The organism is Streptomyces sp. B6B3, assembly GCF_039871525.1.
In the GTDB taxonomy this organism is placed as follows: Bacteria; Actinomycetota; Actinomycetes; order Streptomycetales; family Streptomycetaceae; genus Streptomyces.
In genome coordinates, this window is record NZ_JBDPLU010000037.1 from 14005 (window position 1) to 34840 (window position 20836).

The 20836-nt window shown below is 69.2% G+C and carries 12 protein-coding genes and 2 pseudogenes; 9 read left to right on the top strand and 5 right to left on the bottom strand.

Going from position 1 to position 20836, the window contains the following annotated elements:
* The first annotated feature begins 22 nt into the window (after positions 1–22).
* Together ABGB06_RS37635 and ABGB06_RS37640 are read left to right on the top strand one after the other, a co-directional pair.
* Positions 23–2197 carry an ABC transporter ATP-binding protein gene (locus ABGB06_RS37635; protein ID WP_347599563.1) on the top strand — a complete coding sequence of 725 codons (2175 nt, stop codon included), beginning with the start codon at positions 23–25 and terminating at the stop codon, positions 2195–2197.
* Positions 2194–3609 (top strand): hypothetical protein, encoded by a 1416-nt coding sequence (locus ABGB06_RS37640; protein ID WP_347599566.1) that lies wholly within the window; start codon positions 2194–2196, stop codon positions 3607–3609. Before ABGB06_RS37635 ends, ABGB06_RS37640 begins: the two co-directional genes overlap by 4 nt.
* A 526-nt stretch (positions 3610–4135) precedes the next feature.
* Here ABGB06_RS37640 and ABGB06_RS37645 read toward each other — a convergent pair.
* The 3 genes from ABGB06_RS37645 to ABGB06_RS37655 form a co-directional block, all read right to left on the bottom strand.
* The gene (locus tag ABGB06_RS37645) at positions 4136–5290 is read right to left on the bottom strand and encodes a site-specific integrase (RefSeq protein ID WP_347599569.1); all 1155 of its coding nucleotides are present in this window, start codon (positions 5288–5290) and stop codon (positions 4136–4138) included.
* The gene (locus tag ABGB06_RS37650; RefSeq protein ID WP_347599572.1) at positions 5271–5600 is read right to left on the bottom strand and encodes a helix-turn-helix domain-containing protein; all 330 of its coding nucleotides are present in this window, start codon (positions 5598–5600) and stop codon (positions 5271–5273) included. The genes ABGB06_RS37645 and ABGB06_RS37650 overlap by 20 nt, the downstream gene beginning before the upstream one ends.
* Before the next feature lie 328 nt (positions 5601–5928).
* Complete coding sequence (locus ABGB06_RS37655; RefSeq protein WP_347599575.1) at positions 5929–7122, bottom strand: ROK family transcriptional regulator; 1194 nt, start codon at positions 7120–7122, stop codon at positions 5929–5931.
* Between the two features lie 428 nt (positions 7123–7550).
* Here ABGB06_RS37655 and ABGB06_RS37660 point away from each other — a divergent pair, with 428 nt between their 5' ends.
* From ABGB06_RS37660 to ABGB06_RS37670, 3 genes are all read left to right on the top strand, one after another.
* Entirely contained in the window at positions 7551–8213 is a 663-nt protein-coding gene (locus tag ABGB06_RS37660; protein WP_347599577.1) for a lytic polysaccharide monooxygenase auxiliary activity family 9 protein, read from the top strand.
* A 106-nt stretch (positions 8214–8319) separates the two neighbouring features.
* Positions 8320–9504 carry a cellulase family glycosylhydrolase gene (locus tag ABGB06_RS37665; RefSeq protein ID WP_347599580.1) on the top strand — a complete coding sequence of 395 codons (1185 nt, stop codon included), beginning with the start codon at positions 8320–8322 and terminating at the stop codon, positions 9502–9504.
* A gap of 247 nt (positions 9505–9751) precedes the next feature.
* Entirely contained in the window at positions 9752–10168 is a 417-nt protein-coding gene (locus ABGB06_RS37670; RefSeq protein ID WP_347599629.1) for a substrate-binding domain-containing protein, read from the top strand.
* On the opposite strand, the gene ABGB06_RS37675 is transcribed toward ABGB06_RS37670, so the two are convergent.
* Positions 10158–12980 (bottom strand): glycoside hydrolase N-terminal domain-containing protein, encoded by a 2823-nt coding sequence (locus ABGB06_RS37675; protein ID WP_347599583.1) that lies wholly within the window; start codon positions 12978–12980, stop codon positions 10158–10160. The genes ABGB06_RS37670 and ABGB06_RS37675 overlap by 11 nt on opposite strands.
* 473 nt (positions 12981–13453) lie before the next feature.
* Positions 13454–15052: pseudogene (locus tag ABGB06_RS37680) on the bottom strand (glycoside hydrolase 43 family protein); the annotation flags it as partial.
* A 783-nt stretch (positions 15053–15835) separates the two neighbouring features.
* On the opposite strand from ABGB06_RS37680, the pseudogene ABGB06_RS37685 reads away from it, so the two are divergent.
* The 4 genes and pseudogenes from ABGB06_RS37685 to ABGB06_RS37700 all read left to right on the top strand — a co-directional run.
* Positions 15836–17737 (top strand): annotated as a pseudogene (locus ABGB06_RS37685) (beta-L-arabinofuranosidase domain-containing protein); the annotation flags it as partial.
* Between the two features lie 126 nt (positions 17738–17863).
* On the top strand, positions 17864–18961 hold the full coding sequence (locus ABGB06_RS37690) for an arabinofuranosidase catalytic domain-containing protein (RefSeq protein ID WP_347599585.1): 1098 nt from the start codon (positions 17864–17866) through the stop codon (positions 18959–18961).
* 209 nt (positions 18962–19170) lie between these two features.
* Positions 19171–20022: a PHP domain-containing protein gene (locus tag ABGB06_RS37695; protein ID WP_347599587.1), complete on the top strand. Its 852-nt coding sequence runs from the start codon at positions 19171–19173 to the stop codon at positions 20020–20022.
* 637 nt (positions 20023–20659) lie between these two features.
* A complete protein-coding gene (locus ABGB06_RS37700; protein WP_347599590.1) occupies positions 20660–20800 on the top strand; it encodes a hypothetical protein in 141 nt (46 codons plus the stop codon).
* The last annotated feature ends 36 nt before the right edge of the window (positions 20801–20836 follow it).

Consider the following 20836-nt stretch of genomic DNA (forward strand, 5'->3'; position numbering starts at 1 on the left):
AGCCGTCCCGTCGGGAGACCTCATGCACCGGACCGAAGACCCCTCACCCCTGCTGCGCCTGCGGAACCTCAGGACCCACTTCACCACCCACGAAGGCACCGTCAGGGCCGTCGACGGCGTCGATCTCGACCTGCCCCGCGGGCGTACCGTGGCGGTCGTCGGCGAGTCGGGCTGCGGCAAGAGCATCACCGCCCGCAGCGTCCTGCGGCTGATCGATCCGCCCGGAAAGATCGTCGATGGTCAGGCGCTCTGGCACGGCGGCGGGCGCCAGGCTCCGGTCGACCTGATGAGCCTGGATCCCGGCGGCAAGGAACTCCGTGCGGTGCGTGGTGGCGAGATATCCATGGTCTTTCAGGAACCAATGGCCTCGCTTTCCCCGATGCACACCATCGGCTCCCATCTGGTGGAAAGCATCAGGCTGCACACCGACATGAGCCGGAACGAAGCCTGGCAGGCCGGCATCGACGCACTGCGCCGGGTGGGCGTCCCACAGCCGGAAGCGCGGATGAACGCCCACTCATTCCAGCTCTCCGGCGGCCTGTGCCAACGCGCCATGATCGCCCTCGCCCTGGCCTGCCGTCCCGAACTGCTGATAGCCGACGAGCCGACCACCGCCCTCGACGTCACCACCCAGGCCCACATCCTGGACCTGCTGGGGGAGTTGCAGGAACAGACCGGGATGTCCATGTTGTTCATCACCCACGATCTCGCGGTGGTCGCCGAGATCGCCGACGAGGTCGCGGTGATGTACCTGGGGACGGTCGTCGAACACGGACCGGTGGACCAGATCTTCCACCATCCGCAACACCCCTACACCCAGGCACTGCTGAGATCCGTCCCCCGCCTCGGCCAGCAGCGCAGGCACCGCCTGGCCGCCATCAGTGGCGCTGTACCGGCTCCCGCCAACCGCCCCGCCGGCTGCCCCTTCCACACCCGCTGCGACCTGGCCGTCCCCGGCGTCTGCGACCAGGACTCACCCCCCGTCGTCGCCATCCGCGACGACCACCACGTCCGCTGTGTCCTCCCGACCCGGACGGCGACGCCCCGGCCGGAACCGGACCCGCCCACCGCGCCGCTCAGCCCTTCGGTTCGGCAGGCTGCCATGCCGCCACGCGCGCCCGCCGAGGGGACGCTGGTGCGGGTGAGTGGGGTCACCATGCACTACGCGGCCCGCCGCAGCCTACTCAGGGGGGCCGGGCGGCCGGTGCGCGCGGTGGACGGCGTCGACCTCGTCATCCGGCCCGGGGAGACCCTCGGGCTGGTCGGCGAGTCCGGCTGCGGCAAGTCCACCCTCGGACGCATCATCGCGGGTGCCCAGCGGCCCACCACCGGCAGCGTCACTTACACCCGTGACGACGGGACCGACGTCGACGTCGCGGCCCTCGGCAACAAGGCCCTACGCCCCCTACGGCGGGACATCCGCGTCGTCTTCCAGGATCCCTACTCCTCGCTCAACCCCCGCATGACCCTGCTCCAACTCGTCGGCGAGCCTCTCCTGGTCAACAAACTCGCCAAGGGCTCCGAACTCGAAGACCGGGTCGCGGACATGCTGCGCCGCGTCGGCCTGCGTCCGGAGTACATGCGCCGCTACCCGCACGCGTTCTCCGGCGGCCAACGCCAGCGCGTCAACATCGCGCGCGCTCTCATCACCCGGCCTCGCCTCGTCATCGCCGACGAGGCGGTCTCCGCGCTCGACCTGTCCGTCCGCGCCCAGATCCTCAACCTCCTCAGTGACCTGCAGGACGAACTCGGCCTGACGTACCTGTTCATCTCCCACGACCTCTCGGTCGTCGAGCATCTGTGCGACCGCGTCGCTGTCATGTACCTCGGCAGGCTCATCGAACAGGCCACCGTCGACGAGCTCTACCGAAACCCCCGGCACCCGTACACCGAAGCGCTGCTCTCCGCCGTGCCCAACCCCGACCCCCGGCACAGCCCCACCGACCGCATCCGCGTCCCCGACCACCTGCCCGATCCTGCCTCCCCACCCCCTGGCTGCCGCTTCCACACCCGCTGCCCCTACGCCCAGCCGCGGTGCTCCCAGGAAGATCCCAGCCTCGCCCCGGCCGACGGCGACAACGGGACACACCGGGACGCCTGCCTCCTCTCGGACACGCTCACCCTCACCGGCGTCACGCCCGACCCGGTACGCCTCGGCCCGCCAGCAGGCGACCACCGCTCCCTGGAACTGCCATGACCTCCCACCGGCGCGCCACGCGGCGTCCCGACGCGGCCCCGGCAGTCGTCACGGTGGACATCGCGGCGGTCCTCAACCCGGCCGCCTCCCCGTTGCTCTTCGGCCTGTCCAACGAGCCCTCCCGCGACCACCAGGCGGCGGTCTACCCGCAACTCGCCGCATCCGGCGTGACCTTTCAGCGCGGCACGTTGCACCTCAACCGGCTCTTCGACACCCCGTATCCCGCACTCACTCTCCAGGAATACCGCGACGGCACCGGGGGCGTGCGAGACCCCGACACCTGGGACTGGGGAGCGCTTTCCTGGCTCGACCACGCGAAGGCTCACGGGATCACCACCCAGCTCAACCTGCTCCAGGTTCCCGGCTGGCTCACCCACAACGGCGCCGTGAACGGAATCCCCGTCGACTGGACCGTCTGGCGGCACATCATCACCACGGTGGTGCGGCGCTACGCCTCGAAGATCGACTCCATCGACATCCTCAACGAGCCGATGACCGACGCCATGGTCGACATCACCGACAGTCCGTTCCCGTCCCAGGCGGCCGCCGCGGTCCAGATGTACGCGCAGACCGTCCGCGCCATCCGGGAGGCCGACTCCGAGGTGCTCGTCGGCGGCCCGGGGGAGGACCGGCACGGCGGAGACTTCGGTGCGATCGGGACGATTCTCCGCGACAGCCGGCTGTCACCCACGGACCTCCAGTTCGTCTCCATCCACAGCTACGGCGCCGAGCCCGTGGGGCAGCTTCGGCTGCCCGGACTGCGACGTCTGCTGAGCGATGCCGGACGCGGGGCATTGCCCGTCTACGTCAACGAGTGGAACCACAACTACGCCGCGGACACCTCGGCCCCCGAGGTGATGGGAGAAGCCGCGGTGTCTTTCGTCGCGGACACCCTCCTCCGGCTGGCCCGCGACCCCTCGATCGCCGGCGCCGCGTTCATGTCGGCCCTGCCGGGCAACGTGCCCCTCCACCCCGACCAGAACGCCCGCGGAGCCGTCATCAGACAGGCCATCTACGACTGGCACGGCTCCCACGCGACCCTCTGGCCCCAGACCCGCGCGTTCCGCCTGCTCAGCGTGGACGCCGGGCTGGGAGCCGGACCGTTCGCCGTCTGCGCGGCCAGCCACGACGGCCTCGCGAACGCCGCCGGCTTCGTCAACACGAGCGGCACTCAGGGGGCGATCCTCATCAACGGATCACCAGCCGCACAGCCGGTGGAAGTCCGGTTCGTGCACCTGGCCGCCCCTGCCCGAACGGTGTCGGTCGCCGTCCACACAGCCGACGCCCAGGCCACCCACGACGCACCCCCGACTCCCACACGGCGAGAGGTGTCAATGGTCCGCGGATCGGCCGTGATCCGTGACCTAATCCTCCGGCCCCGGTCCGCGGTGGCCCTCGTGCTGTCAGCGTGAACACGAGGCACCGCTCAGACGGTCGAGGGAAGATCGCCTCCGGATGCTTCGCGAGGCGACCCCGACCTGTCGACCGGGCGATCTCAATCCCGGGCAGGCAGATCGACGGCCCCATCGCATGCCGCCAGAGCACAAACGAGAACGCTCCCGGAGGGCGCACAGAACGACTCCTGACTCCAGCTCGACGTCGCGCTCTCGTGTCGGGTCGCCCGGATCACAACGCGAACCGCCACCAGTGATCACCGCGAGCTGCGTGGACGGTGGTCCTCACGCGGTCCTAGCTCGACGACCCGGAAGCGGGGTGAGTGACTAACTGAGTGACAACGGGGGTGGATGGGGGTGGACGGCCGGGGACGTGGGTGGACTGTTCGGGCTGGTCAGCGGGGTGGGACGGCTGGTGGTGGAGGGCCGTGGATTGCATGGCATGCAAGAGGTCAGGAGTTCGATTCTCCTTAGCTCCACAGGTCAGAGGCCCTCTCCCGATCGGGAGAGGGCCTCTGAGTGTCTACGGATCCCGTTTCGGGGCTCAGGCCCCGAAGATGCGGTCTATCGCCACTGCCCCCGACTGGATGACGGGCCGGATCTGCTTCCGGTACACCTTCTCCGTCGTCGCCGTGGCCGCATGCCCCACGAGCCGGGCGATCTCCTCCACCGGAACGTCGTGATCGGACAGCAGCGACACGAAGCTGTGCCGCAGCTCCCGAGGCGTCCACTCCGCCGGATCGATGCCCTCCGCCTTCCCCAGCGCCCGCCGGAAGGCTCTGCGTACATTGGCAGCGTCCAGCGCGGTTCCCACCTCCGAGGTGAAGACGAGCCCGTTCTCATTCCATCCGTCTCCCGCGGCCTTCCGCTGCTGCTGTTGCCGCCTGAGCTGCGCCCGGAGCGCCGCGGTGGCTCGCGCGGGGAGTGCCAGTGTCCGGCGGGACTTCCTTGTCTTGGTCTCACCGCCGTCCCGAACCGAACGCCACACCGCGATGTGCGGCGGCACGGGCGGCCTGGTGTCCGGACGACCTACGAGGTCGACGTGATCCCAGGCGAGCGGACGCAGTTCCTCGGTCCTCGCGCCGGTGAGGAGCGAGACGACGACGTAGGCGTGCAGCGGATCGCCTTCGAGGGCGTTGAGCACCGCCTCGGCCTGGGCCAGCGTCAGCGCTTTCGAGGGACGTCCTGGCCGGCCGGTCGGCACCTCGCACAGGGTAACGACGTTGCGGTGCACCTTCTCCCGCACCATGGCCCGCTGGACCGAGCGACTCAGACAGGAGTGGATCGCCTGGAGCGTCCGTGTGCTGAGCGTCCTGGCCTTGAGGACCAGCCACCTGTCCACATCGTCGACCGTCAGGCTGGCCAACGCCCGCTTGCCCAAGGCGGGGATCACGTGCGTGCGGCACAGAATCTCGTAGTCCTCCACCGTGCTGGCGGCCTTACCAGCCAGGCCGTGAGCCAGCCAGTTGAGTACGGCCTCCTCCACCGTGTAGTCGGGCGCGGGAGCGCTGTTGCCCTCCTCGTGCTCGCGAAGCAGTTTCTTGTGCTTCGCGTTGGCTTCGGTTTTCGTCCGCCCACTCGCACGCTTCTTGATGCGCTTGCCGTTCTCGTCGAATCCGAGGTTGGCGGTCGCCATCCACCGTTGCCGTTTGGGGTCCCAGTGGATTCCGTCGTCTCCTCTAGTGCGGCGCTGGGGCATCGCACGCCTCCGCCTCGCGCTCTAGGAGCGCGACGTACTCGTGGATCGCCGAAGCCGGAATGCGGCGCGAACGTCCCTCGCTGACGGTCCGCAGCCGCCCGGTGCGCATCAGGTCGTAGATGACGCTGCGGCTGAGGTTGAGCAGGAGCGCGGCGTCCGGGATCCGGTAGAGGGCGGGGGCGTTGCCCGGTTGGTCGGGATGGTGCGCGGTGCAGTGGACGACGGCGGTCTCCCGCGAGGTGTCCGGGAGCCGCTGGCCGGTGGTGATGGCGACGGCGCGGAAGCCGCCGCAGTTCGAGCAGGGTGGCATGGTGTGGACTTCCTTCTCGAATCGCTCAGGTTCGGGTGAGGGAAGGCCCGCCCGGGCGGCGGATGCTTGGCGGTATCGAGCCACTTGGTCGGGCCGGTTCACAGCGAGAGGCTCAGGGGGCAGGCCACTCCCCAGTGCCCGCGTTCACCTGCGCCTCGGCGGCGTTGCCCTCGTGCGGGCGCCGGGCCCCTACTCCCTGCTCGCGCGAGCGCTCAGGAGGACGCCGCAGCGAAGCCGCGTGCCAGGCCCTGGGAACGCCGCCGAGTCGGTGTGACGTCGACGAAGTGGCCGGAGTGACGGGCGACGGCCCGAGCCGGTGTCCGGGTGGTCAGAGGGCTGAGACGTGATCACGGATGGCGACCACGGCTGCGCCGCGGGCCCATTCGTGGAAGTCGTGCCGCATGACGGTGATGGTGATGCCCTCGGGGCTCCCGCGTCGGGCGGTGATGCCGCTTTCCAGGTCCTCCCGGGCCGCGTCGGCGATGCCCGCGGACTCCCCGGCGAGAGTCACGGTCTTGACCATGGTGGTGGCGGAGATGGTGGCGATCAGCACACCAAGGGCCCATGCCGCTTGCCGTACCGCCTGGGAACAGACGGGGTCTCCGGTGGCTGCCAGGTCGAGAACCTCCTCGTAGGCGGGGAAGCGTCCCAGACCCTGGGCCGCCGCCATGACCACCGCGCGTGTGGTGATGTAGGAGACTGCGCAGCCGCGGTGCCCGGCGGGGCACAGCGGCCCGTCCTGAGCCAGGCGCTGATGGCCGAACAGGCCGATGTCCGCCTCGGTGATCCGCACGGGTCGGCCGTGGATCGTCAGGGCGTACCCGATGCCGTCGCCGATGCTGAGCAGCGCGAAGTCGGGGGTGTCGCCGGCGTCGCCGAACCACCGCAGGTGGGCGAGCGCGGTGACGTCGTTCTCCAGCACGCAGGAGATCCCGAGGCGCTCGCTCGCCAGGCGCCGCAGCGGCACCTGCTCCCATCCCAGCAGTCCGGAGTCGAGCAGCTCGCTCTCGCCGACCGGCGTTGGTGCGTGGCCGTCGCCGCCCAGGGCGAGGCCGGCGGCCACGGGTGGCCTGCCGCCGGCGACGACGAGGGCGTCCGCCAACTCGCCGATCTGCGCGATCACCGTGGCCGGGGAGAAGTCCATCAAGGGTGTGCTCCGCTGTGCCACCACACGGGCTCGCAGGTCGGTGAGGACTCCGTACACAGCGTCGGACGTGATCTTGAAGCCCAGGAAGTGCAGTCCCTCGGCCACCACTTCCAGGGGGCGGGTGGGCCGGCCGTGAACCGGGTCGTGGGCAACGCCGCGCTCCACCACCAGCCCGGTTTCCACGAGCGGCTTCGCCAGCCGGGTCAGGCTCCCGGGCGACAGCCCCAGCCTGCGGGCGAGCGCCGTGCGCGACTGCGGTCCGCGGATCACCAGCTCCCGCAGCACCGGCTGGGCCGCCCGGGGAACCGACCGCCATGCGTCGAACCATACGTCGAGCGCCGAGTCATGACCGCCTCGCCCCCGCACCGCTCCCACCCGAGCAGCATACTGCGGCGGCAGCCGATGACGCGGGCTCCACGGAGTGGGCGCTGCCTGCCGAACTCCGGGACGTGAGCGGCTGCGGAATGGCAGGCGCGGCACGCCGAGGCCCTTCAAACAGAAGCATCTGAGGGTCAAATGGGCGTCATTGACCGTCAAATCGTCCCAATTGCACGTTGAATAGTTCTGCTTCAGAACAGAAATTGGGTGCAAGGCGGTTCCGTTCGCCGACGCCCTCCCGCTAGGCTCCCAGCTTGGGAGCGCTCCCAAATGCAGTTCCCGGTGGCGGCCACCGCCACGCCACGGCCCCCGGTACGACCACGCCCGGCTCGACGCCGCTCCCGGACCGTCACCGCTTCCCCGGGACTGCCGGGCAACCAGCGCTGTCACCCACGCTGTCCTCCATCCAGGAACAGGAGATGAGGATGCCCTCCTTGACCACCCCCACCCTCCGCCGGGCGCTGAGCGCGTCGGCGGCCTCCCTGGCCCTTCTGGCCACCATGGCGACCGGAAGCGCCTCTGCCCACGGCGCGGTCAACGACCCGCCCGCCCGCCACTTCAGCTGCTACGAGCGGTGGGCGCCCGTCTTCTGGCAGGACACCTGGGCCGAGGAGGACCCCATGTGCTATCAGGCGTGGCGCGCCGATGCGGACGCCATGTGGGGCTGGAACGGCCTGCACCGCGACGGCGTCGGCGGCGACCACCAGGGCGCCATCCCCGACGGGCAGCTCTGCAGCGCTGGCCTGACCCACAACGGGCGTTTCGCCGCCTTCGACGAGCCGGGTCCCTGGCAGGCCGTCGACCGCCCCAACAACTTCACGCTGAACCTGAACGACACCTCCTCCCACGGCGCCGACTACATCCGCGTGTACGTCACCGAACAGGGCTTCGATCCCACCACCGAACGCCTGGGCTGGGGTGACCTGGAACTGGTCACCGAGACGGGCCCCATGCCCACCGGCTCCTCCACGACCGTCCAGGTCAACGCGCCCGGACGCACCGGCCACCACATCGTCTACACCATCTGGCAGGCCAGCCACCTCGACCAGTCCTACTACTTCTGCAGTGACGTCAACTTCACTGGCTGACCGGGACCCGCCGCCCCCACGGCTGATCGGTTCGGCGGTCGGCGGGTGTCAGGAGGGCGCCCGCGTGGGCGTGATCAGTCATCCACATGTATCGAGGGAGAGTGCAATGAGCATGCGAAGGGCGTTGCGGGCCTTCGGCGTCGTCGGAGCGCTGGTGACGGGTTCGGTGACCGGACTCGGCGTCCCGGCCCCGGTGGTCGCCTCACCGGCGGCCGCCGGGGCCGCCGCGGACGACCAGGTACATGCGGCAGCCGCGGCGCCCCAGCTGCAGGTCTCGGGCAACCGCTTGGTCACCGAGGCCGGTTCCACGTTCCGCCCACTGGGTGTGAACCGGTCCGGCGGTGAGTTCGGCTGTGTCCAGGGCAAGGAGATCTTCGACGGACCGGTGGATCAGGCGGCCGTCGACGCGATGCTGACCTGGAACGTCAACACGGTGCGGGTTCCGCTGAACGAGGAGTGCTGGCTGGGCACCGAGAACCTGCCCGCGACAGCGCCCAGCGCGGCGGAGTACCAGCGGGAGGTCAGGGACTACGTGGACCTCCTGGTGGCCAACGGCATCAACGTGATCCTGGACCTGCACTGGACCTGGGGCGAGTACACAGGTCCCGGCGCGGGCTGTCCGGACGTCGCGGCCACCTGCCAGAAGCCCATGCCGAACATGCGCTACACCCCGACCTTCTGGTCCGAGGTCGCCGCGACGTTCAAGGGGAACGACGCGGTCATCTTCGACCTGTTCAACGAGCCCTACCCCGACGCGGCCAACAACTGGGCGGATCCCACCGCCGCGTGGACCTGCCTGCGCGACGGCGGCTCCTGCGCCGGCATCGGCTACGAGGTCGCAGGCATGCAGGACCTCGTCGACGCGGTGCGCGACACCGGCGCCACCAACGTGATCATGGCCGGCGGGCTGGAGTGGACCAACAACCTCAGCCGATGGCTGGAGTTCAAGCCGTCCGACCCCACCGGCAATCTGATGGCCTCGTGGCACTCCTACAACTTCAACGCCTGCGTGGACACCGCGTGCTGGAACAGCACCATCGGCGCGGTCGCCGACGAAGCGCCGGTCCACATCGGTGAGACCGGTCAGGACACCTGCGCCCACGACTATATCGACCAGGTGATGACCTGGGCGGACGCCAACGAAATCGGGTACACGGCCTGGACGTGGAACCCGTGGGGCTGCGGCGGCGGCAGCGTGCTCATCGAGGACTGGAACGGCACGCCGACCAGCACCTACGGCGAAGGATTCAGGGAGCACCTGCTCAGCCAGAACCCGGGCGGCCGGCGATGACAGCGAGCCGCCCACCATCCCCGGCACGCCTTCCGCCTCGGGTGTGACGATCCGTCGGCGACACTGAGTTGGGCCGTGTCCACGGACAACGTGGGGGCCTTCCGGCTACGACGTTGTCCGTGTCGACGGCGGCACCGAGGCGCATCGTGCCCAGTTCACCGGCCGCCGCGCTGTTCCGGCGGTGTCCCATGCCCGGTCCAGCGCCGCCAGCGCGGGCGGCGCGGACTCTGCCAAAGCCGCACCGGCCGTGGTCAGTACGACGCTACGCGGGTCGTCGAGTCGACCTTCGGCATCGAGTCGGGCTTCGGACGCGGCGCGGACGTTGATGAACCTCGAGCCGCGGCCGACGGCGCTGTTCGCCATCAACGACAACACGGCGATCGGCGCGCTGTCGGCCCTCCAGACCCTGGGCCTGGAGGTGCCGGGAGACGTCTCGCTGGTCGGGTACAACGACATCCTCATCGTCAGTCGTCTCTCGACTCCCCTGACGTCCGTGCGGGTGCCCTTCGACCAGATCGCCGCGGCCGCGCTCGACCTGCTGGCCGGTGCCACCGGACCGGGGGACCGCGGTGACCGTCCACTGAGGACGGTGCCTCCAACGCTGATTCCACGTCGGTCGACCGCGAGCCCCCGTCCGGTCGTGGGGTCGGATATCACTCGGTGATCAGGTCGAACGATTCCTCGGGGCCGACCGCGGAGCTGTTCGCGACCAGGGGGTTGGCTCCGGCGTTGTCGGCGGCGACGTACATGTTGTTGGCCTGGGCGCGGAGGCTGATGCTGCCGTCGGCGTTGTTCACGCGCTGGAAGGTCTCCCAGAGGCCGATGGCCGTGCGGTTGGCGATGAGCGGTTCGGCGCCCGCGTTCTCCGCGCACACGTACTGGTCGTTGGCGCGGGCCCGCAGCGCGAGGGCGTCACCACCGAGGTCGATCAGGTCGAACTGTTCCCAGAGGCCGATGGCGGTGCGGTTGGCGATGAGCGGTTCGGCCCCGGCGTTCTCCGCGCACACGTACTGGTCGTTGGCGCGGGAACGGAGGCTGATCACCGGGGTGGGGCGAGCGGTGAGGCGGTAGGAGGTGCCGGCCGTGCCGGTGAACGAGACGATGGTGGCCTCGGGCCGTTCGACGGTTACCTGCTCCCCGCTCTCGGTGGTCACGTCCATCGGCGTCCTGGCACGCACGCGAATGGTGTGGGCGTGGTGGGTGTGGAGGGTGGCGTGGGTGATCTGACCGTTGTCCCAGGTGATGTCGATGGTGTCGCCGCCGCGGGCGCGTAGTCCGGTGACGGTGCCGTTGGGGAGTTCGGGTGGGAGGGCGGGCAGGAGGTGGAGTTCGTCGGTGTGGGACTGCAGGAGCCATTCGGTGATGCCGGCGGTGGCGCCGAAGTTGCCGTCGATCTGGAACGGCGGGTGCAGGCAGAACAGGTTCGGGGCGGTGCGGTCGGGGGTGAGCTGGTCGCGTAGGAGCTTGTAGGAGCGGCTGCCGTCCGCGAGCCGGGCCCAGAAGTTGATCTTCCAGGCGAGGGACCAGCCGGTGCCGGCGTCGCCGCGTCGTTCCAGGGTGACCCGGGCGGCCTGGGCCAGCTCGGGGGTGCCGGTGGGGGTGATCTGGTTGCTGGGGTGCAGGCCGTAGAGGTGGGAGACGTGGCGGTGGCCCTGTTCGGGGGCGCCCGCGTCCCAGTCGGCCTGCCATTCCTGGATCTGGCCCTGGGCGCCGATCTTGGTGGGCGCCAGGCGGCCGGCCAGTGACTGCACGGTGTTTCGGAAGTCGGTGTCGGTGTTCAGGAGGGCGGAGGCTTCGGCGACCGCTGCGAACAGGTCGCGGATGATCTGCATGTCCATGGTGGGGCCGGCGCAGACCGAGACGCCGGAGTGGTGGGGGTTCTCGGGGGAGTTGGACGGGCAGGTCACCATGTGGCCCGTGCCGGGGTCCTGGACGAGCGAGTCGACGAAGAACTGCGCCGCCCCCTTCAGCGCGGGGTAGCGGGCGCGGAGGGTGTCGAGGTCGCCGGTGAAGCGGTAGTGCTCCCAGATGTGCAGCGCCAGCCAGGCGCCCCCGGTCTGCCACATGCCCCACAGCGCGCCGTCCACCGGCGCGGTGCCGCGCCAGCCGTCGGTGTTGTGGTGACACACCCACCCGCCGGCGCCGTACTGGACACTCGCGGTTCGGGCGCCGGCGACGGCGAGGTCGTCGACCAGGTCCAGGACCGGGTCCAGCATCTCGATCAGGTTGGCCGGTCCGGCGGGCCAGTAGTTCATCTCCGTGTTGATGTTCACCGTGTACTTGGAGCTCCACGGTGGACGTAGGGCGTCGTTCCAGATGCCCTGGAGGTTGGCCGGCTGGGTGCCCGGGCGGGAGGAGGAGATCAGCAGGTACCGACCGAACTGGAAGAACAGCGACACCAGCTGCGGATCGTTCCCACCGGCGAAGCCCGACACCCGCTGGTCCGTGGGCAGGTCCACCGCGGAGGTGGAGCCGACGTCCAGCGAGGTCCTGTCGAAGTACTGCTGGTGGTCCGCCACATGGCGGGACCGCAGCTCGTCATACGGCCGGCTGCCCGCGTTGCCCAGTGGGGTGAGGGCGCGGGAGTTCTGGTCGCCGTTCAGGTCGCGGTAGCTGGTGTAGTTGGTGCCGATCGAGACCAGCAAGGTCACCGCGTTGGCGCCGTTGACCGTGAGGGTGCCGTTCTGGCTGGTCACCGAGCCGCCCTCGGAGCGGACGGTGGCCAGGGCGCGGAACCGGATCCGGCCGGTGAGGCCGCTCACGGTCTCCCCGGATCCGTCCAGGCCGATCGTCAGCGGGTCGGGCGAGTGCCGCGAGTTCGCCTGCGGGCTGTCGAAGGCGGCGGAGAACGAGATCCGACCGGAAGCCGAAGCCGTCAGCCGAACGACGATGACCTGGTCCGGCGCGCTGGCGAACACTTCACGCGTGAAGGTGACGCCGCCCTGGGCGTAGCGCGTCAGGGCGACCGCCGTGGACAGGTCCAACTCACGGTAGTAGTCCGTGGCCGATCCGGAGGGAAACGTCAGCCGCAGGTTGCCGACCGTCTGGTAGGGCATCTCGCCCAGCGGGCTGCCCATGAAGCTGCTGTCGATCAGCGACTGGGCCCCCGACCAGTCGCCGGCGAACACACGCCGCCTGATCTCCGCCAGGTTGGCCCGACCCGCCGAGTTGGCCGGGTCGTAAGGACCACCACCCCAGACTGTGTCCTCGTTGAGCTGGAGTTGTTCCGATCCGGCGCCGCCGAAGACCATGGCACCCAACCGGCCGTTCCCAATCGGCAACGCCTGCAGCCATTCGGCGGCGGCGCCGCGATACCAGAGGCGCATCGGATTCTCGGCGAGGGTACTGGTGTCTCCGCCCTTCGCCGGGGCGGCGGCATGCGCGACCGGGGCGGTCACCGTACCGCTCAGGCCACCTGCCGCGACGCCCGTGGCGGAGAGGGCCAGGAAGTTTCTTCGATTCGTGCGGGGAGACATGTCGGCTCCAATATCAGGGGAAAAAGTGGGCCCGGATCGCGTACGGCTCCGGCAGGTCAGTCGGTGATCAGGTCGAACGACTGCCCGGAGCCGATGCTGGTGCCGTTGGCGATGAGCGCGGAGGCGCCGCCGTCTCCGGCCGTGACGTACAGGTCGTTCGCCAGGGCGCGCAGGCTGATGCTGCCGTCGGCGTTGTCGATGCGCCGGAAGGATTCCCAGGGGCCGATCGCCGTGCGGTTGGCGATGAGTGCGGAGGCGCCGGCGTCCTCGGCACAGACGTACTGACCGTTGGCCATGGCGCGCAGCGCGATGGTGTCGTCGCCGAGCTCGAACAGCTCGAACTGTTCCCAGAGGCCGATCGCCGTGCGGTTGGCGATGAGCGCGGAGGCGCCGGCGTCCTCGGCACAGACGTACTGGTTGTTCGCCCGCGCACGCAGGCTGATCACGGCCGTGGGGGTGGGGGTGGGCTCGGCCGCCAGCTCGAAACGTGCCACGGTGACGCTGCCACCGAGGGCCTGGGTGGCGTGGTGGAAGATGCCGAACCGGTAGCCCATGAAGAACTGCCAGTCGTTCTTCAGCGTGAACCCGGGGCCGAGACCGGTGAAGGTGGTGCCGTCCGTGCTGTAGGAGAAGTGCCCCTGACGCCCGGCGCCCGGGCGGATGTCGGCGTCGGCGCGCAGCCAGATCCGGCCGCCGGAGACGGTGGCGCTGCCCTGTTCGGAGCCGGTGCCCGTGGTGTTCCAGTTGTTGTCCATGGTGAGGCCGGTGACCATCACCACTCTGTTCGCGCCGCTGTCGCGTTTGATGCCGATCCACGCGGAGGAGTCGCGCAGGAGCGCCAGCCCGGCCCGGTCGCCGTCCCGCATTCCAGAGTAGTCGAGCTCGATGGTCGCGGTGGAGGAGGGCCCCTGGATGCGGTGGGTGAGGGTGTTGCGGGCGGAGTAGAGGTCGTTGGTCACCGTGGCCGTCTGCAGCCGCAGCCCGTTGTTCACCGAGTACCTGGTGGTGTCGGGGTTGTGGTTCCACTCCCACTGCGGTTTGAGGGTGGTGCCGTCGAAGGTGTCGACGCCGGTGAGCGGTGTGACCTCCCTCGGCGGCGTCGGAAGGTTCGGCATGGTGTAGGAGGTGCCCCAGGCGCCGTTGACGAGTTGGAGTTGGGGCCAGCCGTCGCCGGTCCAGGTGATCGGGGCCAGGGCGGGGACGCGGCCGCCGGGGTAGGCGTCGACGAAGGCCAGGTAGTACCAGTCGCCGTTCTGGGTCTGCACGAGTCCGCCCTGGTGGGGGACCCCGCCGCCGGAGATCGGTCCTGGCAGGTCGAGGAGGAGCTGGCGCAGCTCGTAGGGGCCGAAGGGGGAGGAGGACTTGAGGATGTACTGGCCGTTGGCCGGGCGGGTCAGGAAGATGTAGTAGTTGCCGTTGATCTTGTAGAAGCGAGCGCCCTCCAGGGTTCCGATGCTGGAGGGCGTGCTGAACACCTGCTGTGTCCGAACCTGGCTGCGCGCGTCGGACGAGAGTTGGGCGACGCTGATCTGGGTGTTGCCGTAGGCCACGTACATGGTGTTGTCGGTGTCGACGAGCAGGCCGGCGTCGTAGTAGGCGGTGGGGATCGTGGTGTGCCGGCTCCAGGGGCCCTCGACCGCGGTGGCGGTGTAGATGTAGGTCTGGGCGAAGTCGATCTGGCCGAGCCAGTAGAACGTGCCGTTGCTGGGGCGGTAGGCGAGGGAGGAGGCCCAGATCCCTCGGACGTATCCTCTCCCGCCGTTGAGGTCGTACTTGGAGCCGAAGTCCAGGCTCGGCACCGAGTGGCCGGCGAACTCCCAGTTGACCAGGTCGTAGGAGCGCAGGATCGGGGCGCCCGGCGAGTAGTGCATGGTCGAGGCGGAGTAGTAGTAGGTGTCGCCGACCCGGATGATGTCGATGTCGGCGAAGTCCTGCCAGATCACCGGGTTCGTGTACGTCGCCAGTGGGCGGGGCGTCGCGGCGGCGCGTGCCAGCGGGGTGGACGCGAGGGTGAGGCCGGCGGTGGTCGCCAGGACTCTTCGGCGGCTCAGGTTCTGACGGAACCATGACATGTTTAAGCCACTCTCCTTCTGTCGTGGAAGGGTGCGCCGACGGGCTGGTGCGTGGGTGGTCGCCTCGGGCGCGGGGCGCACGGGTGGTCCGCGAACGGTGATCTCCGTGCCGGGTTTGTCCCGCGGAGGGCGCGGGATCGGTGGCCAGAGCGGACGCGGGCCAGCCGTACTGCTCTGAGCGGTGACGGACCGCATCAGAGTTCGTTCGAATTACCGAACGCTGATCGGTGGCTCGGCACTAAGAATGATAGATCGGGTACATGCGGCGTCAACACTTCGGGCACGACTTCTTTTCATTTTGAAGTCCGAAAATGAAGGTCTGGGGAGGTTGTCTGTGGGCCGCGAGATCCGGGGGTCGCCGCCGGCCGTCGGTCAGGCTTCCGCGTCGTCGCCTTGCCGTTACTGGCGCTGTTCGTCTCTGTTGGAGGTCACGTGGTTGATGGGATTGCGGGCGATGTGCCCGAGTGATGACGTGTCGCGCCCGGTCCGGTGGGGAGATTGTTTTCGTCATCAGTAACGAAAAAAAACTCATCAAGGTATTGACCCTTCATCGGGGTCGCCGCCTAGGATCCTCCGTGTCTGAATCTACGGTCATCGTTCGGGATTACGAACGACTGGCCGACTGGGCGGCTTGTGCCCTGCCCCACGGTCGTCGCACGACAGCACGCGCACCATCCGTTTCTGTTCCGGTGAGGTCCCCCCACACGCCAGTTCACCGGATGCCCAGGACAGGCGCCACGGCCGCCGCGACCCGTCCCTGAGCCGGAAAGGACACCCCCACACATGCCTTCTCACATCAGCCGCAGGCACCTGTTCACCACCGCCGCCGGAGCCGCCGCGTTGGCCGTCGGAGCGTCCCGGTTCGGGCCCTTGGGTGACCGCGCCGCCGCGACCGCACCGACCGCGAGCGGCGCGATCGGCACGCTGGACGAGATCGGGGTGTCCGCGCACCCGTTCGCGTTCGGTCAGGTGCGGTTGACCGCGAGCCGGTGGCTGGACAACCAGAACCGCACGCTGGAGTACCTGCGGTTCGTCGACGTCGACCGGTTGCTGTACGTCTTCCGCTCCAACCACGGGGTGTCGACCAACGGCGCCTCCTCCAACGGGGGGTGGGACGACCCGTCGTTCCCGTTCCGCAGCCACGTGCAGGGGCACTTCCTCACCGCGTGGGCGCAGGTGTCCGCGGTGACGGGGGACACCACCTGCCAGGACAAGGCGAACGCCATGGTGGCCGGGTTGGCCGAGTGCCAGGCCAACAACGCCGCCGTCGGGTTCAGCGACGGCTACCTGTGCGGCTATCCCGAGTCCGACTTCACCGCCCTGGAGGACCGGACCCTGTCCAACGGCAACGTGCCGTACTACACCATCCACAAGACGCTGGTCGGGTTGCTCGACGTGTGGCGGCTGATGGGCAGCACCCAGGCCCGTGACGTGCTGCTGGCGCTCGCGGGGTGGGTGGACTGGCGGACCGGCCGGCTCAGCGGCAGCCAGATGCAGGCGATGATGGGGACCGAGTTCGGCGGCATGAACGCCGTGCTGGCCGACCTCTACCAGCAGACCGGCGACTCCCGTTGGCTCACCGCCGCACAACGCTTCGACCACGCCGCGGTGTTCGACCCGCTGGCGTCCAACCAGGACCAGCTCGACGGGCTGCACGCCAACACCCAGGTGCCCAAGTGGATCGGCGCCGCCAAGGAGTACAAGGCCACCGGCACCACCCGCTACCGGGACATCGCCACCAACGCCTGGACCATCGTCACCGAGGCCCACTCCTATGTCATCGGCGGCAACAGCCAGGCGGAGCACTTCCGCCCGCCGAACGCCATCGCCGGCTACCTCAACCAGGACACCTGCGAGAGCTGCAACACCTACAACATGCTTCGGCTGACCCGGGAACTGTTCACACTCGACCCGGGGCGCCTCGCGTACGCCGACTACTACGAGAACGCACTGCTGAACCAGATGCTCGGCCAGCAGGACCCGCAGGACCCCCACGGCCACGTCACCTACTTCACCCCGCTCAACCCCGGTGGCCGACGCGGGGTGGGCCCGGCGTGGGGCGGCGGCACCTGGAGCACCGACTACGACAGCTTCTGGTGCTGCCAGGGCACCGGCCTGGAGATGCACACCCAACTGATGGACTCCATCTACTTCCACGACGACACCGGCCTGTACGTCAACCTGTTCATCCCCTCCCTCCTCACCTGGACCGACCGCGACGTCACCGTGGAACAGACCACCGACTTCCCGGCCTCGGACACCACCACCCTGCGGATCACCGGCACCGGCGGAGAGTGGGCGTTGCGCATCCGCATCCCCGGCTGGACCAGCGGCGCCACCATCAGCGTCAACGGCGAAGCACAGGACATCGCCGCCGAACCCGGCAGCTACGCCATCCTGGAGCGCGCCTGGGCCGACGGCGACACGGTCACCGTCCAACTGCCCATGAGTGTCCGGCTGCTTCCCACGCCAGACAACGAGCAGGTCCAGGCGGCCGTCTACGGGCCGGTCGTGCTCTCCGGCGCCTACGGCGACACCGACCTGGGCGGAGAACTCCCAGCGCTGGCCGCCGACTCGATCTCGCCGACCGACACCCCGCTGACGTTCACAGCGACAGCCAACGGCACCACCGTCACCCTCATCCCGTTCCACGACAACCACCACCAGAACTACACCGTCTACTGGACCGTGTAGGGGGTCGGAACCGTGGAGGGAGACCTGGTTCAGCGGCTGTCGGCCGACTGCCGACGGGTGAGCACGTGCATCGGACCGGCTACTCCCGGCTGACCTTCACCCAAGGAGGAAGAACCAATGCAGCTTCCGACCTTCACCCCGGCGGGCCGTACGGCTCGTGGGCGACGTTCACCGGCGGCCGTCGCCGCCCGCTTGGTGATGGTGCTGGCCACGGTGCTGGCCACCGTGTCACTGTGGCCGGCGTCGCTGTCGACGGCGGCCGCGAGCGGCCCGTGTGACATCTACGCATCGGGCGGCACGCCGTGCATCGCCGCACACAGCACGACGCGAGCGCTCTACGGATCCTACGACGGCGCCCTGTACCAGGTGCGGCGCTCGTCGGACGACACGACACTGGACATCGGCGTCCTGACGGCAGGCGGGGTTGCCAACGCCGCCGCCCAGGACGAGTTCTGCGCCGGCACCGACTGCGTCATCACCTGGATCTTCGACCAGTCAGGGAACGGCAACGACCTCGGCTACCAGGGCGAGGGCGGCGTCGGTGGCGCCGTCAACCCGGCCGACGCGACGAGCGAGTCGCTGACCGTCGGCGGCGAGAAGGCATACTCGCTGGTCATCAACGGTTCGAGCAGCTACTGGCGAGACGGCCACGAGACCGGAGTCCCCACCGGCAGCGAGCCCGAAGGCATGTACATGGTGACCAGTGGCACGCACTTCAACGATGGCTGCTGCTTCGACTACGGCAACAGCGAGACCACTCGGCGGGCTGATGGCGCCGGCACCATGGACGCGATCAACTTCAGCAACCAGTGCTGGTTCGGCGGGTGCGTCGGATCCGGCCCCTGGGTCCAGGCGGACCTCGAATGGGGCCTCTACTCCGGCGGCAGCCAGTCCTGGAACCCGAACCAGCGGGACTTCACCAGCCCGTTCGTCACGGCGACGCTGAAGAACGACGGGACCTCGCGCATGGCGTTCAAGGGCAGCGACGCGCAGGCCGGCGAGCTGTACACCGTGTACGACGGCTCGCTTCCCGACGGATACAGCCCCATGAAGAAGCAGGGCGCCATCATCCTGGGCAGCGGGGGAGACTGCTGCATCGACAACCAGAACATCAGCGCCGGAACGTTCTACGAGGGAGCCATGGTCACGGGCTTCCCGTCCGACGAGACCGAGAACGCGGTGCAGGCCAACATCGTCGCCGCCGGCTACCAGTGAGCCCACCCCGTTCGGTCAGGCGTTTCCTCGGGCACGGCCCGAGGCAACGCCACGCTCACGTCTGGCTCTGAGCACCACAGACACCGACGAACGCCAGCAGCGGACGTCAGGACTGCCGCGCGCAGGTGAACCCGGCGTACAGGCAGACTGTCTCAAGAATCTGATCTCGGACGTGGTGCTGGTTCATGCGCTTGAGGAACGGGGGACTCATGACGTTGCCGGCGGACAGTCACGTGCACAGCGAGTGGTCCTGGGACGCACCGAAGGGCTCGATGGAGCTCTCCTGTGCGCAGGCGGTGGACCTGGGTCTGCCGGCGATCGCCTTCACTGAACACCTCGACCACACGGTCTGGACCGTCGCCCTCGACGGCCCGCATGCCAGCGACCATCTCTCCGCCCTGGCCACGCCGGACGGGCAGCTGACTCCCCCGACCTTTGACGCCTCCGGGTATCTGGAGGCGATCGAGGAGTGCCGCGAACGGTTCCCGCAGCTTCGGATCCTCAGCGGCCTGGAGCTGGGAGAACCGCATTGGCACGCAGCGGCCATCGCGAAGGTGCTCGGCGCTGGCCGGTTCGACCGGGTGCTCGGCTCCCTGCACTGCCTTCCCCTTCCGGGTGGGGACGGATTCGCCGAGCCGCCGGGCCTGTACGAGCACCGGGAGGCGGCGGAGGTCGTTCGGGGGTATCTGACCGAAGTGACCAGGCTGGTCAGCGAAAGCGACGCGTTCTCCGTGCTGGCCCACGTCGACTACCCGATCCGCTACTGGCCGCAGCAGCAGGCCGGGCCGTTCGAACTTGCGGCGTTCGAGGAGGAGTTCCGTTACGCGCTGCGGGCGACTGCCCGGTCGGGCAGGGCGCTGGAGATCAGCACCCGCATACCGCTGCACGCGACCATCCTGCGGTGGTGGCACGAAGAAGGCGGAAACGCGGTGACGTTCGGGAGCGACGCCCACGAACCCTCAGCCATCGCCCGCGGCTTCCGTGAGGCGGCAGAGATGGCAGAGGCCCATGGGTTCCGCCCCGGGCCGAACCCGTACGACCTCTGGGGACGCGTGGACTGACCTCGCCTGCAATCCCGACACGAGCCCCGCTCGGGCCCGACTCCGTAGCCTGCCGCCCCGGTCCCGCGTCCCTCCCTGGGGACCGGCTGCGGGATGAGTGACCAACTGAGTGACAACGGGGGTGGACGAGGGTGCACCGCCATGGACGTAGATGGACTGTCGGCGCAGGTCAGAGGCGTGGGGAGGCTGATGAGGCTGATGGCCGGGGGTGGTGGATTGCAGGGCATGCAAGAGGTCAGGAGGGCGGCGTCGAGTGGCGTCCCCACCGCGGTGGTGAAGACGAGCCCGTGCTCCCGCCATCGTTCGCCCGCGGCCTGACGCTCGGCGTTCTGCGCCAGGCGACGCCGTCGCAGCGCCACGACGTTGCGCCGCACCTTGTCGCGGACGACGGCGCGTTGTACGGCTCGGTTGAGGCAGGAGTGGATGGACTGCAGGCTGCGGGTGCTGAGCCGTTTTGCCTTCGCGGCCAGCCACCTGTCGACGTCGTCGACGGTGAGGTCGGTCAGCCGTCGTCTGCCCAGGGCGGGGATGACGTGGGTGCGGCAGAGGATGGCGTAGTTCTCGACGGTGGCCGGGTCCTTGCCGCGGCCTCCTCAACGGTGCACGTCTCGGATGGCCGGACGAGGCTCCTCTCCTCGTGCTCGCGAATGATGCGCTTGAGCTTAGCGAGCCGGGCCCCGGCGTGATCGCCGACCAGGTCAACGTCTCCGTGGCGCTGGTGAGGCCCCGGTACGGGGCGGTCGTGCAGGTGCGCCTGCCGGCGGACCGGACGGAGTGAGCCGCCCGGCGGGCCGTTGACATCGGACGTCCGGGG

What these genes read in the sequence shown, in the direction of transcription:
- ABGB06_RS37695 (WP_347599587.1), top strand. Translation starts at nt 19,171, where the DNA reads ATGACGTTGCCGGCGGACAGTCACGTGCACAGCGAGTGGTCCTGGGAC.
- ABGB06_RS37650 (WP_347599572.1), bottom strand. Translation starts at nt 5,600, where the DNA reads ATGCCACCCTGCTCGAACTGCGGCGGCTTCCGCGCCGTCGCCATCACC.
- ABGB06_RS37665 (WP_347599580.1), top strand. Translation starts at nt 8,320, where the DNA reads ATGAGCATGCGAAGGGCGTTGCGGGCCTTCGGCGTCGTCGGAGCGCTG.
- ABGB06_RS37640 (WP_347599566.1), top strand. Translation starts at nt 2,194, where the DNA reads ATGACCTCCCACCGGCGCGCCACGCGGCGTCCCGACGCGGCCCCGGCA.
- ABGB06_RS37660 (WP_347599577.1), top strand. Translation starts at nt 7,551, where the DNA reads ATGCCCTCCTTGACCACCCCCACCCTCCGCCGGGCGCTGAGCGCGTCG.
- ABGB06_RS37635 (WP_347599563.1), top strand. Translation starts at nt 23, where the DNA reads ATGCACCGGACCGAAGACCCCTCACCCCTGCTGCGCCTGCGGAACCTC.
- ABGB06_RS37675 (WP_347599583.1), bottom strand. Translation starts at nt 12,980, where the DNA reads ATGTCTCCCCGCACGAATCGAAGAAACTTCCTGGCCCTCTCCGCCACG.
- ABGB06_RS37690 (WP_347599585.1), top strand. Translation starts at nt 17,864, where the DNA reads ATGCAGCTTCCGACCTTCACCCCGGCGGGCCGTACGGCTCGTGGGCGA.
- ABGB06_RS37645 (WP_347599569.1), bottom strand. Translation starts at nt 5,290, where the DNA reads ATGCCCCAGCGCCGCACTAGAGGAGACGACGGAATCCACTGGGACCCC.